Annotated in this window: 15 protein-coding genes; 5 read left to right on the forward strand and 10 right to left on the reverse strand. The window is 69.4% G+C overall.

Annotation, left to right across the window (positions count from 1 at the left end; translation table 11 throughout):
* Nucleotides 1-11 precede the first annotated feature (11 nt).
* Nucleotides 12-1,229 carry a cysteine desulfurase-like protein gene (locus E0H92_RS39465; protein WP_131463287.1) on the reverse strand — a complete coding sequence of 406 codons (1,218 nt, stop codon included), beginning with the start codon at nucleotides 1,227-1,229 and terminating at the stop codon, nucleotides 12-14.
* A gap of 100 nt (nucleotides 1,230-1,329) precedes the next feature.
* Between E0H92_RS39465 and E0H92_RS39470 the strand changes: the two genes are divergently transcribed.
* Entirely contained in the window at nucleotides 1,330-2,265 is a 936-nt protein-coding gene (locus E0H92_RS39470) for a DMT family transporter (protein ID WP_202874069.1), read from the forward strand.
* Here E0H92_RS39470 and E0H92_RS39475 read toward each other — a convergent pair.
* Genes E0H92_RS39475 through def form a run of 4 tightly spaced genes read right to left on the reverse strand, consistent with a single transcriptional unit; the run spans nucleotide 2,256 to nucleotide 6,167 of the window.
* Complete coding sequence (locus E0H92_RS39475) at nucleotides 2,256-3,248, reverse strand: DMT family transporter (RefSeq protein WP_131463285.1); 993 nt, start codon at nucleotides 3,246-3,248, stop codon at nucleotides 2,256-2,258. The two genes, E0H92_RS39470 and E0H92_RS39475, sit on opposite strands and share 10 nt — an antisense overlap.
* Before the next feature lie 48 nt (nucleotides 3,249-3,296).
* Nucleotides 3,297-4,718, reverse strand: a complete 1,422-nt coding sequence (locus E0H92_RS39480) for an RsmB/NOP family class I SAM-dependent RNA methyltransferase (protein ID WP_131499920.1) — start codon at nucleotides 4,716-4,718, stop codon at nucleotides 3,297-3,299.
* Nucleotides 4,696-5,622, reverse strand: a complete 927-nt coding sequence (fmt, locus tag E0H92_RS39485; RefSeq protein ID WP_131463283.1) for a methionyl-tRNA formyltransferase — start codon at nucleotides 5,620-5,622, stop codon at nucleotides 4,696-4,698. The genes E0H92_RS39480 and fmt overlap by 23 nt, the downstream gene beginning before the upstream one ends.
* Nucleotides 5,619-6,167 (reverse strand): peptide deformylase, encoded by a 549-nt coding sequence (def, locus tag E0H92_RS39490; RefSeq protein ID WP_131293902.1) that lies wholly within the window; start codon nucleotides 6,165-6,167, stop codon nucleotides 5,619-5,621. The genes fmt and def overlap by 4 nt, the downstream gene beginning before the upstream one ends.
* A 388-nt stretch (nucleotides 6,168-6,555) precedes the next feature.
* Between def and E0H92_RS39495 the strand changes: the two genes are divergently transcribed.
* Together E0H92_RS39495 and E0H92_RS39500 are read left to right on the forward strand one after the other, a co-directional pair.
* On the forward strand, nucleotides 6,556-7,635 hold the full coding sequence (locus E0H92_RS39495) for a C39 family peptidase (RefSeq protein ID WP_238173798.1): 1,080 nt from the start codon (nucleotides 6,556-6,558) through the stop codon (nucleotides 7,633-7,635).
* A complete protein-coding gene (locus E0H92_RS39500; RefSeq protein ID WP_238173813.1) occupies nucleotides 7,635-8,750 on the forward strand; it encodes a hypothetical protein in 1,116 nt (371 codons plus the stop codon). Before E0H92_RS39495 ends, E0H92_RS39500 begins: the two co-directional genes overlap by 1 nt.
* On the opposite strand, the gene E0H92_RS39505 is transcribed toward E0H92_RS39500, so the two are convergent.
* Nucleotides 8,736-9,902: an epoxide hydrolase family protein gene (locus tag E0H92_RS39505; protein WP_131499922.1), complete on the reverse strand. Its 1,167-nt coding sequence runs from the start codon at nucleotides 9,900-9,902 to the stop codon at nucleotides 8,736-8,738. The genes E0H92_RS39500 and E0H92_RS39505 overlap by 15 nt on opposite strands.
* Nucleotides 9,903-9,979: 77 nt before the next feature.
* Here E0H92_RS39505 and E0H92_RS39510 point away from each other — a divergent pair, with 77 nt between their 5' ends.
* On the forward strand, nucleotides 9,980-10,582 hold the full coding sequence (locus E0H92_RS39510; protein WP_131499923.1) for a CGNR zinc finger domain-containing protein: 603 nt from the start codon (nucleotides 9,980-9,982) through the stop codon (nucleotides 10,580-10,582).
* Here E0H92_RS39510 and E0H92_RS39515 read toward each other — a convergent pair.
* Genes E0H92_RS39515 through E0H92_RS39525 form a run of 3 tightly spaced genes read right to left on the reverse strand, consistent with a single transcriptional unit; the run spans nucleotide 10,530 to nucleotide 12,716 of the window.
* On the reverse strand, nucleotides 10,530-11,072 hold the full coding sequence (locus tag E0H92_RS39515; RefSeq protein WP_131499924.1) for a DUF1707 SHOCT-like domain-containing protein: 543 nt from the start codon (nucleotides 11,070-11,072) through the stop codon (nucleotides 10,530-10,532). The two genes, E0H92_RS39510 and E0H92_RS39515, sit on opposite strands and share 53 nt — an antisense overlap.
* Nucleotides 11,073-11,076: 4 nt before the next feature.
* The gene (locus E0H92_RS39520; RefSeq protein WP_131499925.1) at nucleotides 11,077-11,697 is read right to left on the reverse strand and encodes an HAD family hydrolase; all 621 of its coding nucleotides are present in this window, start codon (nucleotides 11,695-11,697) and stop codon (nucleotides 11,077-11,079) included.
* On the reverse strand, nucleotides 11,694-12,716 hold the full coding sequence (locus E0H92_RS39525) for an Lrp/AsnC family transcriptional regulator (RefSeq protein WP_202874070.1): 1,023 nt from the start codon (nucleotides 12,714-12,716) through the stop codon (nucleotides 11,694-11,696). The genes E0H92_RS39520 and E0H92_RS39525 overlap by 4 nt, the downstream gene beginning before the upstream one ends.
* A gap of 85 nt (nucleotides 12,717-12,801) precedes the next feature.
* On the opposite strand from E0H92_RS39525, the gene E0H92_RS39530 reads away from it, so the two are divergent.
* Nucleotides 12,802-14,115 (forward strand): MFS transporter, encoded by a 1,314-nt coding sequence (locus E0H92_RS39530; protein ID WP_131499926.1) that lies wholly within the window; start codon nucleotides 12,802-12,804, stop codon nucleotides 14,113-14,115.
* Here the strand turns inward: E0H92_RS39530 and E0H92_RS39535 are convergent.
* Nucleotides 14,048-15,259, reverse strand: a complete 1,212-nt coding sequence (locus tag E0H92_RS39535) for an MDR family MFS transporter (protein WP_131499927.1) — start codon at nucleotides 15,257-15,259, stop codon at nucleotides 14,048-14,050. The two genes, E0H92_RS39530 and E0H92_RS39535, sit on opposite strands and share 68 nt — an antisense overlap.
* Between the last annotated feature and the right edge of the window lie 60 nt (nucleotides 15,260-15,319).

Here is a 15,319-nt window from a genome sequence, read left to right on the forward strand (position 1 = left end):
CCCCAGAGACTTTAGTTAGTGCTTCTCGGGCCGGTCAAGGCGGCGACCGCGGCCACGAGACGGTCGACGTCCGACTGGTCCGTGTACGGCGCCAGACCGGCGCGGATCGCACCGGCCGGGCCGAGACCGAGGTGGCGGGCGGGCTCGTACGCGTAGAACGAACCGGCCGGGGCATTCACCCCTGCCTTCGCGAGGCGCTCGGCGACCGCGGCCGGGGTGTGCCCGTCGACGGTGAAGAGCAGGGTCGGCGTGCGGTGCGCGGCGTGGCCGTAGAGGGTGACGCCGGGGATCGCCTTCAGGGCGGCCTCGAGGTTGTCGCGGAGCGCGTCCTCATGCGCTTCGACCGCTTCGAGCGAGCCGATCAGGCGCTCGCGCCGGGTGTCGCCGGTGCCCGCGAGACCGGCGATGAAGTCGACAGCGGCGGTCGTGCCCGCGAGCAGCTCGTACGGCAGCGTCCCGAACTCGAAACGCTCCGGTACGACGTCCGTCGACGGCAGGAGCTTGTCGGGCTTCAGCGTCTCGAGCAGTTCGGGCGCCGCGGTCAGCGCGCCGAGATGCGGGCCGAAGAACTTGTACGGCGAGCAGACGTAGAAGTCGGCGTACCGCGCGTCGACCGGCGCGTGCGCGGTGAGGTGGACGCCGTCGACGTAGATCAGCGCCCCGGCCTCGTGGACCTGGTCGGCGATCTTCTGCGTGTCGGGGCGAGTGCCCAGGAGGTTGGACGCGGCGGTCACCGCGACCAGGCGGGTGCGGTCGGTGAGCAGCGGGGCGATGTCGTCCAGTTCCGAGGTCTCGGGGTCGAAGCCGAGCCACTTGACGGTGACGCCGACGGCCTCGGCAGCCTGCACCCACGGACGCACGTTCGCGTCATGGTCGAGGCGGCTGACGATCACCTCGTCACCCGCGGACCAGGTCTTGGCGAGCATGCGGGAGAAGTCGTACGTGAGCTGCGTCATGCTGCGGCCGAACACGATCCCCTGCGCGGTGGTGCCGAGCAGGTCGGCCATCGCCTGCCGGGCGCCGGCGACGATCTCGTCGGCCCGGCGCTCGGCGGCGGTCAGCTGACCGCGGTTGGCCAGCGCCGAGGTCATGGTCCGCGCCACCGCGTCGGCGACGGCCTGCGGGGTCTGCGAACCGCCGGGACCGTCGAAATGCGCCGCTCCCTCGTCGAGCGCGGGGAACTGCTTCCGGACGGCGACGACATCAAAGGCGCTGTCAAAGGCACTCATGCGCGTCATCCTCTCTCGCTCCTGACAGCCGCCGCTACTGCCTGCCCGAATGCGGATAAAAATGCGCGAACTGTCCGCGGAGTAGTGCAGGATGTCAGGAGTGAGTACCGTAACGACTCCTGACAGCACGGCGGCCCCGGTGCGGGCCTGGCTTCCCACCATGGTGGCGCTCGCCGCGATCTGGGGCTGCAGCTTCCTGTTCATCTCGGTCGGCGTCCGCGAGTTGCCGCCGCTCTACCTCGCGCTCGGACGGGTGATCGCGGGGTCCGTCGTACTGCTCGCGATCCTCGCTCTGAAGCGCGAGCCGCTGCCGCGGGACCCGCGGCTGTGGGCGCACTCGTTCGTGGTCGGAGCGATCGGCTCGGCGATCCCGTGGACGCTGTTCGGGTACGGCGAGGAGCGGATCCCGTCGCTGCTCGCGGGCATCTGGAACGGGATCACCCCGCTGGTCGTACTGCCGATCGCGGTCCTGATCTTCCGGACCGAGAAGTTCTCGGCGCAGCGCGGATTCGGGTTGCTGATCGGGTTCCTCGGGATGCTCGTCGTCCTCGGGGCCTGGCAGGTGCAGGCGGGTTCGGACCTCCTCGGCCAGGGGCTGTGCATGCTGGCCGCGGTCTCGTACGGGCTCGCAATCCCTTACCAGAAACGATTCCTGGCCGGGACGACGCTGTCCGGCACCGCGCTGTCGACCAGCTTGTTGCTGTGTGCAACGGTGCAGTTGGCAATCGTCGCTCCCCTGGTCACCGGGCACGCTCCCCCGGCTCCGTGGTCGCTGTCGGCCAAGACGGTACTGAGCGTTCTCGCCCTCGGCGCGCTCGGCAGCGGACTCGCGTTCGTGCTCAACATGCGCAACATCCGGCTGATCGGCGCCAGCCGCTCGTCGATGGTCACGTACCTGATGCCGATCTTCTCGATCGTCGTCGGCGTCCTCGTCCTGCACGAACACATCGCCTGGTACCAGCCCGTCGGCGGCGTCGTCGTACTCCTCGGCGTCGCCGTCTCCCAAGGTGTCCTCGGGAACTTCCGTCAGCGGTAACGGAGGTTGGGTACGGCGGCGACGGCTACGGCGACCAGTGCGAGGAGAGTGCCGGCGACGACCGGGGTGGTCACCGGCTTGTCGGCGACGGGCAGGAAGACGTCGATGAACAGGCTCGCGATCAGTTGACCTGCGATCGTGCCGAGGCCGAGCACGAACACGCCGACGACTCGGACGACAGCGGCCGCGGCGCTGATGAAGATGACGCCGCACGCGCCGCCGAGGTACAGCCAGGGCTCGCTCGGCAGGTGCCGTGGCGCGCCGCGGAGCGCCAGGTCGACGGCGAATACGGCCAGCAGCGCGACGAATCCGACCAGGAAGTTCACCAGTCCGGCCGCGACCGCGCCGTACGCATCGGAGGACGCGGCCCGCGCCACCCGCCCGTTGATGGCCTGCTGCACCGCACTGCCGACGCCGGCCAGCGCGGGCAGGATCGCGAGCATCAGACCGTCGGGGTGACTCAACTGCTCCGACACAGCCAGAGCGACCGCGACCAGCGCGATCAGCGCACCGACAATCCGTACGGCGGTGAGCGGCTGCGGTCCGGCCGGACCGAATCCGAGGCGGTCGACGACCAGGCTGCTGATCGCCTGCCCGGCCACACCCGCCACCAGGAACACCGCGACACCGATCACGGAGACGGTGATCGACTGCGTCGCGACGAGAAACGCGCCCGACAGTCCGCCGAGACACTGCCACCAGCGCAGACCGCCGTACCCGCGCATCGGCCGCCGGACAGTGCGCCAGACCTTGACCACCCCATGGCGCACCGGAGGCACCACCGCCGACGCGACCAGCAGGATCAGCAGGCCGGAGCCGAACGAGATCAGCGCCGCGGAAACCCCGTCGCCGAGGATGCCGCCGAGCTCACCGTTCAGGCGTGACTGGACCGCTACCAGCATCCCGATCCCGAAGGCCGACGCGAGACCGACGACGTGGTGCCGCCGGGTCGAGGGCGCGGGACGGGTGGCGGTCGTTGTCACGTCACTATCATGACCGTTCGGCCGATAGCGCGTGACAGCAGGTCCGGATCACGGGCGGCGGATCAGCGCCAGGTACATCGCGTCGGTACCGTGCAGGTGCGGCCAGAGCTGGACGTCAGGTCCGTCGCCCAAGTCCGGTACGCCGTGGAACAGCGGCCGCGCGTCCTCGAGGGTCGCGTCGTCGCGGCGCCCCAGGACGGCGTCGACCACCGCGCGGGTCTCGTCGGGATGCGGCGAGCACGTGACGTACGCGACCACGCCGCCCGGCCGGACCGACGTGATCGCCGAGTCGAGCAACGCCTCCTGGAGCGGGCGCAACTCCTCGACGTCTTCCGGCGTACGGCGCCAGCGCGCTTCCGGACGGCGGCGCAACGCACCCAGGCCGCTGCACGGGACGTCGGCCAGCACGCGGTCGAACGAACCCTCCGGCCACGTCGGCTTCGTCCCGTCGCCGACCAGCACCTTGTGGTTGCCAGGGATCGCCCGCAAGTTCTGGCGCACCAGGTCAGCGCGGTGTTTCAGCGGTTCGACAGCGGTCAGCTGACCGTCATGTACGAGGGCCGCCAGTAGTGCGGACTTGCCGCCCGGTCCCGCGCACAGGTCGAGCCAGTTCGCGTCGTCGCCGTCGACCTTCGCCGACGCCAGCGCGATCGCGACCAGCTGCGACCCTTCGTCCTGGACGCCGGCCCGCCCGGTCGCGACCGCCGCGATCCGGCCCGGATCGCCACCGCCGTCGAGCACCGCGCCGTACGGCGACCACCGCGCGGGCGTCGCGCCCGCAGCCACCAACTCATCCACGTCGGCCAGTCCAGGCCGAGCAACCAGCGTGACCCGAGGTGGTTCGTTGTCGGCAACCAGCAACCGCTCCAGCTCGTTCGCAGCCTCACCCGCCGGCGCGGCGCCCGGCCCAGCGGTGAGTGCACGGTCGAAGGACTCGATCACCCACCGCGGATGTGCTTCGGCGATCGCCAGGTAACCGAGGAGATCATCGTCCGGGTGCGGCGCGGTCGTGGAGATCCATTGGTCCAGCGAGCGCTGGCTGATCTTGCGGAGGACGGCGTTCACCAGGCCGGTACGCTTCTGCCCGAGCTCGGACCGGGTCAGCGTGACCATCTCGTCGACCGCGGCGTACGAGTCCACGCGCATGTTGAGCAGCTGATGGGTGCCGAGGCGGAGCACATCCAGGAGTTCAGGGTCGAGGTCCGCGAGTGGACGCGAGACGCACCGCGCCAGGAACACGTCGTACGTGCCCTGCCAGCGCAGCGTGCCGTGCACCAGCTCGGTGCAGAACGCGGCGTCGCGCCCACCGAGTCGCGCGTCGCGGAGGGCCTTGTTGAGCGCGAGGTTCGCGTAGCCGCCCTCAGCGGTGACCTGCCGGATGACCTGGTACGCCACCCGCCGTACCGGATCCGGACGCCGCTGCGGCGCCCGATTACGCGCGTTCCGATCAGCCACCGAGGAGGTCCGCATCGGTGAGCCGGATACCGCGCGCCCAGTCGGCCGCGGCCATCGGCTTCTTGCCCTGCGGCTGGACCGTGACGAGCTCGACAGCCTTGCTGCCGGTGCCGGTCTTCACACTCGACTTGGTCGCCTGCAGCTCGCCCGGCTTCAGCTCGTCGTCGGTCAGCCGTACGGCGAGGACCTTCAGCCGCTCGCCCCGGAACGTCGTCCATGCCCCGGGCGCCGGGTTGCACCCGCGTACCAGCCGATCGACGCGCTGCGCCGGCGCGTTCAGGTCCAGCTCGGCGTCCTCGACCGTGAGCTTCGGCGCCAGCGTCACCCCGTCGGCCGGCTGCTCGCGGGCCTCCAGCACACCGGCTTCGATCCCGTCGAGCGTGTCGACGAGCAACTTCGACCCGGACACCGCGAGCCGGTGGAGCAGATCACCGGACGTGTCCTCGGGACCGATCGGCTCGGTGAGTACGCCGTACACCGGGCCGGCGTCGAGCGCCTTCACGATCCGGAACGTACTCGCCCCGCCCACGTCGTCGCCCGCGATGATCGAGTGCTGCACCGGCGCGGCCCCACGCCACGCGGGCAGCACCGAGAAGTGCAGGTTGATCCAGCCGTGCTCCGGGATGTCGAGCGCCGCCTGCGGCAGCAGCCCGCCGTACGCGACGACCGGGCAGCAGTCCGGCGCGATCTCCCGTAGCCGGGCCAGGAACTCGGGGTCGCTCGGCTTGACCGGCTTCAGGATCTCGATCCCGCCGATCTCCTCCGCGTACTGCGCGACGGGCGACGCCACGAGCTTGCGTCCACGACCGGCGGGCGCGTCCGGGCGGGTCACGACCCCGACCAGTTCGTGGCGACTGGCAACGATCGCCTCGAGCGCGGTGACAGCTGGCTCCGGCGTACCGGCGAAGACGACTCTCACAGTCCGAATCCGTTCGTCGGGTGCGGCGAGACCTTGAGCTGCGGCGGGCCGCCCAGGCCGGACCAGTCGGACTCGCGGATCGCCTTCATCGCCTGCTTGCGGGTCTCGCGGTCGAGCCGGTCCACGAACAGGACGCCGTCCAGGTGGTCGGTCTCGTGCTGGATGCAGCGGGCGAGCAGGTCCGACCCCTCGATCACCACCGGGTCGCCGTACATGTTGAAACCCTTGGCGATCACCGACTGGGCGCGGCGGCAGTCGAAGGTCAGGCCGGGGATCGACAGGCAGCCCTCGGGGCCGAACTGCTCCTCCAGCGACAGCGTCAGCTCCGGGTTGATCAGGTGCCCGAGCTCGCCCTCGACGTGGTATGTGAACACCCGCAGGCCGACGCCGATCTGCGGCGCGGCCAGACCCGATCCCGGCGCGTCCTGCATGGTGTCGGTGAGGTCCGCGACCAGGCGGCGCAGCTCGGCGTCGAAGTCGACGACCGGGTCGGCCTTGGTGATCAGCACGGGGTCGCCGAACAGGCGGATGGGTTGGACCGACACAGACTCTCCACAGCACTCCACGGACCTGGACCGGGCAAGTCTACGGGGCCTGTCAGGCGGATTCCCGAGGGGAGGCCCCTCCCGTTTGTTGCCACAAGCACGTACTGTGGTCCCAGGCGTACCCTCAGTCACTGCCGTCACACGCCGCTCGGGAGACCCAATGCTCACAGCAGCACGGGGGGCGACTCTGATCCTCCTGGGTGCACTGCTCGCCCAGGCACCCCTCACCGCCCAGGCCTACCAACCACGCGACCCCGCCGGTCCCGCCACACCTCGACCCACCGCACCACCCACCGCACCACCCACGGCGCCGCCCACAGCTCCGCCTACCTCTGCTCCGACCCCTGCGGCCCCCAGTGATGGTGTGGCGAGGTCGTGGAGTGACGTGGTGCGGCAGGTCACGGAGAGCTCGCCGGGTGATGTGCAGCTCCGGTCGGCCGACACCTCGGCGCAGGCCGCCTCGATGCTCCGGTGCTTCAAGCTCGACACCGAGAACTACTGCCTCGGCCTCGGCTTCGTCAGCCAGGTGCCGACCGGCGCCCAGCGGCACGCCCTGATGACCGAGCCGACCCTGCGCGCCGCGGACGAGACCGGCACAGAGCAGGACATCGCGACCGGTGATCTGACCCCGGCCGCGTTCGTCGCGGAGCGTGCCGCGTTGCCGAAGAGCCGGCGTGTCACCGCGGAACTCGACGAGATGCAAGCCGCCTGGAACGGCCGCGAGAAGGCCCGCGAACTCCGCGAACTCGCCGAAACCCAAACCCCACCGCCCAACCCGGAGCCCACACCCGAGGCCCCTCCGGCACCGACACCGACATCAACGCCGACTTCGACTCCGACGCCGACCAGGACTGCTCCTACCCTCGGTCCGTCCACTCCGGTGACTTCGTCCCCGTCGACTCCGGTGGCGCCGGTGGTCGCGCCCGCTTCGGCGTACATCATGAAGGGCTTCCAGACCTCGCAGGACAAGGGGTACTGGTGCGGTCCCGCGACCTTCCAGTCCATCGACTGGGCCGACGACAACCAGAAGGACACCCAGGCGTCCTGGGCGAAGGACCTCGGCTCGACCACGTCCGGTACGGCGATCTCCGCGATGGTGAAGCAGACGAACCTGAAGACCGCGTGGCCCAAGTCCGCCGGCACGTACATCGTGCAGAACGTCGCGGACTGGAACACGCAGACCTTCTTCACCGTGCACCAGAAGCACCTCGGCGTGTACAAGGCGCCGGTGATCGAGCACGTGCAGCTGCTGAAGCGATACTTCCCGTACCTCGCCTTCAACCACAGCGGGCACTACCAGGTCGGCCGCGGCTACGACAAGGCGAAGGGCACGATCGCGATCTTCGAGGTGTTCAACGAGCGCCGCTTCAACAGCCGCGGCAACGTGACCGACGGCCCGAAGAACATCCCCGCCAGCGCCCTGTTCAACGCCACCCTGGCCAACTCCTTCAAGAACATCGGGCTGTGATGCGTCGTCGTACGGTTGCTGTTGGCACCCTTCTGCTCCTGACCGTGGCGGGCTGCTCCTCCAACCCACCGGAGAGCACCCCGTCACCAACCAGCACCCCTAAACCGACGCCGACGCGGCCAGGAGACACCGGTACGGCGCTGCCAGCGTGGGCGAACGTCCTGCGGCAACCGGTCGACGGCCAGCACCTCGTCACCCAGCAACGCAAGTACGTCGTGACTCGGGGCAGCGACGAAGCCGGTACGACGACCATCACGGACCGCGCCGGCAAGAAGGTCGTCGTACGGCATGTGCCCGCGGCCGGCTTCGTCGCCCAGTCCCCCGTCGTGATCGACGACCGCTGGGCGCTGATCGAGGACATCCGTTCCGACGGCCCCGACCCCCAGATCAAGGTGCTGCGCTACGACCTCGCGACGGGTAAGGCCACCGCTCCGACCGCGCTGCCGCCGGTGTCCGAGCCGGAGATCGGCGCGTACGACGGTACGTTCGCCTACAGCTCGACCGACGCGAAGAACCGTTCCTGCCTGATCGTCGCCGATCTCGCGACGCTGAAGTCCCGCACCGTCACCTGCGTCGCGGCCCCCGGCTACATAGCCGACCCGGTGGTGTCGGCCGACACGGTGACATTCAGCGAGATCATCGCGCCGGAGACCGCCCGCCGCTGCAAGCGGATCCTGACCGCTCCGCTGGCCGGCGGCGCCGTCCAACCGGTGCCCGCAGCAACCAACTGCATCCAGTGGAGCGGCGCGACGGTGCGCGGTGCGACGGTGTGGTCCGAGGTCGGCGCCGCGGACCCGGACCAGTACCAGAGCAAGGCGTACGTCCGGGAGTCCGGCGACTCCCCCGCCCGCCCGCTTGGCACGGTCGTCACCGACACCATCCTTGCCTGCGGCAACTGGATCCTGTGGGAGACCAGGACAGTCGGCTCGAGCGGTGAGGAGACCTATCAGATCAACCGCTGGCGCTCCGGTCTCTCCACCCCACAACGGTTGTACGCCGCCAAACCCGGCGTCGCGCTCACTCCGATGACGTGCCAGGACAGCACGGTCTACGTCGAAGCGGCGTACCTCGCGAGCACCCCGACGTACACCGAAACCATCTCAGCCGCGCTCTGAGGCCAGCACTGCCGCAAGACCGTCCTGGAGGTCCTTGACGAAGTAGTCCGGAACCTCCAATGCCGGGAAGTGTCCGCCGGCCTCGGCCAGCCGCCAGCGAACGATCTGCCGGTAGCGCTCCTGCGCCCACGGACGCGGGCACTTCTCGACGTCGCGGGGATAGGCAGTGATCGCCGACGGAACGTCGACCCGAAGGTCTGGGTCGAGCGAGTTGTGGCTCTCGTAGTAGATCCGGGCGGCCGAGGCGCCGGTCCGCGTCAGCCAGTACAGCGTGACGTCGTCGAGAACCCTGTCTCTGGACATCGTCTCGAACGGGCTGTCCTCGGTGTCCGACCACTCGGCGAACTTGTCGACGATCCAGGCGAGAAGCCCGACCGGCGAGTCGACGAGCGAGTAACCGATCGTTTGCGGCCGGGTCGCCTGCTGCTTCGCGTACGCCGCGCGGTGGCGCCAGAAATCGTGGGTGTCTTCGGCCCATTCGCGTTCGACCGCCGTCAGTCCGTCCGTCGTCAGCCCGGGCGGCCCCTCCGCGAACGTGGTGTGGATGCCGAGAACCTGATCCGGGAATCTGCCGGCGAGAACCGTGGTGATGTTGCCTCCCCAGTCGCCGCCGTGCGCCAGGAACTTGCCGTAGCCGAGCCTTCCCATCAGTTCCACCCAGGCGGACGCGATCTTCTCGGCTCCCCACCCGGTGGTGGCCGGCTTGTCGCTGTACCCGAAGCCCGGCAGCGACGGCGCCACGACGTGAAACGCGGGCGCGTCGACCTCCGTCGGATCTGCCAACTCGTCGATGACATCGAGGAACCGGACGATGCTGTCCGGCCAGCCGTGCGTCAGGATCAGCGGGGTGGCATCCGCACGCGCGGACCGGCGATGCAGGAAGTGGATTCCCAGTCCGTCGATGGTCGTGCGGAACTGGCCGATCCGGTGCAGGCGCTCCTCGAACGATCGCCAGTCGTACCCGGTGCGCCAGTAGTCCACGAGCTCGACAAGGTCGGCGAGCGGAACGCCCTGATCCCAGCGGCGCGGGCCGGGAGCGGCGCCGAGGACCGTCTCGGCCTCGGGCAGCCGCGCCGCAGCCAATCGTGCGCGCAGCTCGTCCAGGTCGGCGTCAGATGCACGGGTTTCGAATGCCTGTACGTCGCTGGTCATGAGACCTCCTGGAACCGTCTTAGGTGGTTCCACCTTGTCATGCCTCGAGGTGGGTCGCAACCGGCTAAGGTGGTTCCATGTCTGATGGGTTCCCCGACTTCCGCCTCGGCAGCGTGCTGGCGACCAGCTTCACGGGCACTCTGTCGGAGCGTCACGGGACTGCGGTGGAGCGCATTCCGACGCCGAAGCGACTCGTCGACTGGCTGGCCGTGAGCGGACTCGACGTGGAGTCCTGCACGCCTGCGCAACTCGACCTCGCTCGGGAGCTGAGGGAGTCGATCCATGCCGCGGCGACAGCGGCCGCAATCCAGGACGCGCTTCCTGCGGCGGCGGTCCAGGTCATCAACGACCGCAGCGTTCAGGGTCGGGCCGCGGCGGTTCTGACGGCCGAGGGCGAGCGCCGATGGCAGTTGGGCTCGGCTTCCGTTGAGGACGCCCTCAGCGTGATCGCTGCCGACGCGATCAGCATCATCGCCGGCGAACGGGACGGACGACTGGCCCTGTGCGCGTCACCGACCTGCCAAGCCGCGTTCTTCGACACCAGCCAGAGTCGCACCCGCAGATGGTGTGACATGAACACGTGCGGGAACCGCCAGAAGAAAGCGCGCTACCTCGCCAACCAGCGCGCTAGCGGCGGGCGTGCCGGATCTTCAGGCGACCGAAGCCCATCACCCCGGTGATCCGGACCCGCGGACCGTCGCCGCTCGAGGCGCGCGACGGCTTGTAGCGGGTGTCCTTCCACTCGGTGTGCACCGCGTCGAAGTCGACGACCGCGTCCCGCGGCAGCGTGATCTTGACCCCGCCGTGCATCACGTTGAGGTCGATGTCGACGTCCCCGTGCTCGAACTGTGCTTGCGACAGGTCCAGCCGCACCCGCCCGTGCATGGATTCGACCTTGAGATGCCGCGGCACCCGCCAGACGCCCCGCCGTACGATCCGGCCGGCCGAGGCGCCGATGGTCGCAGAGCGGCCCGGCTCCTCGGCCGGAAGCGCGGCGACGGCGACCTCGAGATCCTGACGGGTTCTGGCGGCCAGCACCTGGTGCAGCTGCTCCTCCAGCTCGTCGTGCGAGAGGTATCCCCCGGTGTACGCCGCCTGGACGCGTTCCACAGCGGCGTTGCGGTCCACGTCCCCGATCGCGGGCGAGCGATCCTCTGGTACCGAAGTCACGCAATCACTGTAGTGGCAGGCCGCGTTCACGCAGCTGGGTCCGCAGGTCCGCGGCACCGGTGAAGACCTCGGCGTCGAGTCCGACCGCGCGGGCGCCGTCGACGTTGTATGCCATGTCGTCGGTGTAGAACGTGCGCGCCGGGTTCAGCGCGAAGCGGTCGATCAGGATGCGGTAGATCTTCTCGTCCGGCTTCACCGTCTGCTCGACGCCGGACACGACCTCCCCGTCGAAACGGGTGAGGATCGGGAACGCCTCCTTGGCGACCTCCCACTTCTCGCCGGAGAAGTTCGTCAACGCGTACGTCGGTACGCCGAGCGACTGGAGCTCGGTGACGACCGCGGCGGTGTCCTCGAACACGCCCTTGACCATCTTCAGCCAGCCGGTGTCGTACGCCTCGATCCACTCGGCGTGCTCTGGGTGCAGGCTGGTCAGCTCGGCGACTGCCTCCGCCCACGGACGGCCCTCGTCCTGCTGGTGGTTCCAGGCCGGCGTGGCCACGTTCGTCAGGAAGTGCGTCCGCTGTTCCTCGTCCGGGATCAGTTCGGCGTACAGGTACGTCGGGCTCCAGTCCAGGAGGACCCCGCCGATGTCGAAGACCACTGCGTCGATCGTCCGCTCACTCATACCGGCAACCCTACGAGACCCGGCGCGAACGGCGCGGCGGCTTTCACCGTCCGAAGGACCGGGACGGTCTCGATCGCGGTGATGTGTTCGATCGCGCCGACGCGTTCGGTCAGGTAGGTGTGCAGGGCGTTCGGGCTCGCGCAGATCGCTTGCGCGACGAGGTTGGTCCGGCCGGTCGTCGCGGCGACGAACCCCAGTCCGTCGTGCCCGGCCAGCGCGCGACCGACCGCGTCGAGGTGGGCGGGTGGCACGGACAACCACAACATCGCACTCGTGGTGAAGCCGAGCGCGCCCGGGTCGACGTCCACGTCGAAGTAGATCGCACCACTCCCCTGCAACTCCTCCATCCGCCGCGCAACAGTCGCCGCCGACCACCCCGTCCGCACCGCAAGCTCCGCATGCGTAGCCCGCCCATCCGCACCCAGCCCCGCCAGCAACTTCCCATCCCCCACATCCAACGCCCGCACCGCACCACGTCCCGGAGTCCCGGCGGCCGCTCCCGTCCCGACCCCCGGCGCTCGGGAGCTTCTGAGTGCGCTCTCTTGAGCTGGGGTGAGGCTTTTCGCGCGGCCGCGCCAGGCGGTCGGCCCGCCGACGTACAGATGCAGCAGGTAGTGGGCCGACACCGAGGTGATGCCGGCCGTCCGCGGGATGTCGTGCAGGAGGAGCGCGTTCCCGTCGGACTGCGTCGCGTGCACGATCGACACAATCTCCGTACCGCCGGACGCCAGCTTGATCCAGCTCGTGTCGGACCGCCGCGACAGTGCCCCCGCAAGATCCTGCGCCGCATGCGGAACCGCGGTCAGCCGGAGCAGCCACTGCGACCGCCCCGCGAGCTCCGGATCCGGCAGGCCGATCACCCGCAGCCCCGCCTCGGCCCGCAGCCGATTGAACCGCCGCGCGACCGTCTGCGTGGACACGCCGAGCACCTCCCCGATCCGGCTGTACGGCGCCCTGCCGTCCAGCTGCAGCGCGTGTACCAGAGCCCGGTCGATCGCATCCACCATGGTGACGATCATCGCCCCAGACAGCCGTGTATGGAATATTCCAGCAAGATCCGTCCGCTGAATGGAAGATCATCAGCCCCAAGCTGATGGTGATGACATGACCAACAAACGATGGATCGGCCTGATCGCCCTCCTGGTCGCCGAGGCGATGAACCTGCTCGACGCGACGATCGTCCAAGTCGCGGCGCCCGTGATCCACACCGACCTCGGCGGCCGCACCGCGGACATCCAGTGGTTCAGCGCGGCGTACACCTTGCCGTTCGCCGCCTTGCTGATCACCGGCGGCCGACTCGGCGACCGCTTCGGCCGTCGGCGCCTGTTCCGCATCGGTGTGGCGGTCTTCGTCCTGACGTCGGCCGCCTGCGCACTCGCGACGGCTCCCGGCGAGCTGATCGGGTTCCGCGCGGTCCAAGGTGCCTCGGCCGCTCTGGTGATCCCGCAAACCATCGGCCTGATCAGGTCGAGCTTCACAGGCAGCGCCCTCTCGAAGGCGCTCGGCACGATCGGCCCGGTGATGGGCCTGGCCGGTATCTCAGGCCCGCTACTCGGTGGTTTCCTCACCGACGCCAGCTCCTGGCGAGTCGTCTTCCTCGTCAACGTCCCGCTCGGTATCGCCGTACTCGCCCTGTCGCACCTGCTCCCCGAATCCGCATCGCCGCAACCCCCACGGATCGACATCCTCGGAACCCTGCTGCTCACCGGCGGTACGGCGCTCGTCGTCTACCCGATCCTGCAGTCCCGCGACTGGTACCTGCTGGCAGCCGGCGTCGTGCTGCTCGCGCTATGTCTTCTGCGCAAGGCCCTGATCGAGGTCAGCCTGTTCGCACACCGCGGATTCGCGCCCGCACTGGTCACCTCGACGTTGTTCTTCGCGGTGATGAGCGGCCTGACCCTGGTCGTCGTACTGCATCAGCAACTGACCCTGCACCACAGCGTGATGCGCTCGAGCCTCGCGTTGCTGCCGTGGTCCGCGGCCACCGGTATCGCGTCGCTCGTCGCCGGCCAATGGCTGGTCACGCGACTCGGATCCCGCTTGATGTACGTCGGACTCGGCGTACTGCTCCTCGGTCTCGCGGCCGCGCCGTACGCGCTCCCGCCCGCGCTCGCCGTCGGCGGAGTAGGCGTCGGACTGTTCACGACCGCGTTCTTCACGGAGGCCTTGCACCGGGTCGGACCGCACGAGACCGGGTCCGCGGCCGGGCTGCTGAACGCGGTGCAGCAGTTCGGCGGAACGCTCGGGGTCGCGGCGTTCGGCTCGATCTTCCTGCGGCACCCGGCGACGCTCGACCGCGCGGTCTGGGTGGCGGTCGCGGTCGTCGCGGTGACGATCGCGACCGCTCACCTCATGCGGTCGCCGCGTTCGACTCGGCGCGGGCGTGCAACGCGGGAGCCAGTGAGTACTGGCCGATGAAGATCGCGACACCGAGTACGGCGCAGCCCAGCCACGTCGCGGTCGGGCCGAGGTGCTCGAGGGCGTTGGTGCCGGCCAGCGGACCGATCACGGTGCCGACGCCGAACGCCATACCGGACAGGCCCATGTAGCGCCCGCGCAGGTCGATCGGTGCGAGATCGGCGAACACCGCGCCGATGACCGCGGCGAATCCGATCTCCCCGAGCGTCCACACCACCACTGACATCCCGTAGCCCCACCAGGTGTCCACGAGCGCTCCCAGGCCGAACCCGAGCCCGACCACCAGCATCGAGCAGGCGAGCAGTTTCGGCCGGTCGAGCTTCGCCATCCAGCGGCCGAGGAACGGCTGGGCGAGCACGATCACCACGCCGTTCAACGCGATCACGAGCCCGTACGTCCGGGACGACAGACCGTCGCCCGCCATTGCCAGCGGCAACGTCGAGTAGCCCTGCATGTAGATGGTCGCGTAGCCGATCTGGATCAGGATCATCAGCAGGAACACCGTGTCGCGTGCGACCACCGGCAGCAGCGCCCGCCCGGCCGAGTCGTCCTCGGGCGCCGGGCGGCTCTCCGGCACCATCGTCCAGATCACCAGACCGGCGATCACCGAGGTGGCGGCATTCACCCAGAACAGCAGGCCGTACCCGAAGGAGGCGAGCACGCCGGCGCTGACGGTCGAGACGGAGAAGCCGAGGTTGATCGCCCAGAACAGGAGGCCGTACGCGCGGACCCGCTCGGTCGGCTGCAGCAGGTCCGCGACCGTCGCCTGGACCGCCGGGCGGAACAGGTCGCCCAGCAGGCCGACGAGGAAGGCGGTCACCCAGATCAGCACCATCGACCGGGCGGATCCGAGCAGGATCAGCGCGCCGCCGGTGCCGAAGAAGCAGATCAGCATCGTCACCCGGCGCCCGGCCCGGTCGGACAACCAGCCGCCGACGAGTTGCGCGCAGACCGATCCGGCGCCGACCGCGGCCGCGACGGCACCCGCCGTACCCGCGGAGAGGAGGCGGTCCTGGGTCAGGTACAGCACGAGGAACGGTTGCACGAAGCTGCCGAGCCGGTTGACCAGCTGGCACACCCACAACGCCCAGAAGGCCCGCGGCAGTGCGGTGGGCGTGGGGTTGCCAACGGCGATTGCGCTCATGGGTCAACTGTCCAGGCCTGCAGCGGTGTTGTCGACGATTAGGCTCAGGGCTAATCTGGC

It is taken from the genome of Kribbella speibonae, from assembly GCF_004331375.1.
GTDB classification, from domain to species: Bacteria; Actinomycetota; Actinomycetes; order Propionibacteriales; family Kribbellaceae; genus Kribbella; species Kribbella sindirgiensis.

Excerpts from the sequence above, each read along its gene's own strand:
- E0H92_RS39520 (WP_131499925.1), bottom strand. The coding sequence starts at position 11,697 with ATGAGTGAGCGGACGATCGACGCAGTGGTCTTCGACATCGGCGGGGTC.
- E0H92_RS39510 (WP_131499923.1), top strand. The coding sequence starts at position 9,980 with ATGTCTGATGGGTTCCCCGACTTCCGCCTCGGCAGCGTGCTGGCGACC.
- E0H92_RS39465 (WP_131463287.1), bottom strand. The coding sequence starts at position 1,229 with ATGAGTGCCTTTGACAGCGCCTTTGATGTCGTCGCCGTCCGGAAGCAG.
- E0H92_RS39500 (WP_238173813.1), top strand. The coding sequence starts at position 7,635 with ATGCGTCGTCGTACGGTTGCTGTTGGCACCCTTCTGCTCCTGACCGTG.
- E0H92_RS39530 (WP_131499926.1), top strand. The coding sequence starts at position 12,802 with ATGACCAACAAACGATGGATCGGCCTGATCGCCCTCCTGGTCGCCGAG.
- E0H92_RS39525 (WP_202874070.1), bottom strand. The coding sequence starts at position 12,716 with ATGATCGTCACCATGGTGGATGCGATCGACCGGGCTCTGGTACACGCG.
- E0H92_RS39535 (WP_131499927.1), bottom strand. The coding sequence starts at position 15,259 with ATGAGCGCAATCGCCGTTGGCAACCCCACGCCCACCGCACTGCCGCGG.
- E0H92_RS39505 (WP_131499922.1), bottom strand. The coding sequence starts at position 9,902 with ATGACCAGCGACGTACAGGCATTCGAAACCCGTGCATCTGACGCCGAC.
- E0H92_RS39480 (WP_131499920.1), bottom strand. The coding sequence starts at position 4,718 with ATGCGGACCTCCTCGGTGGCTGATCGGAACGCGCGTAATCGGGCGCCG.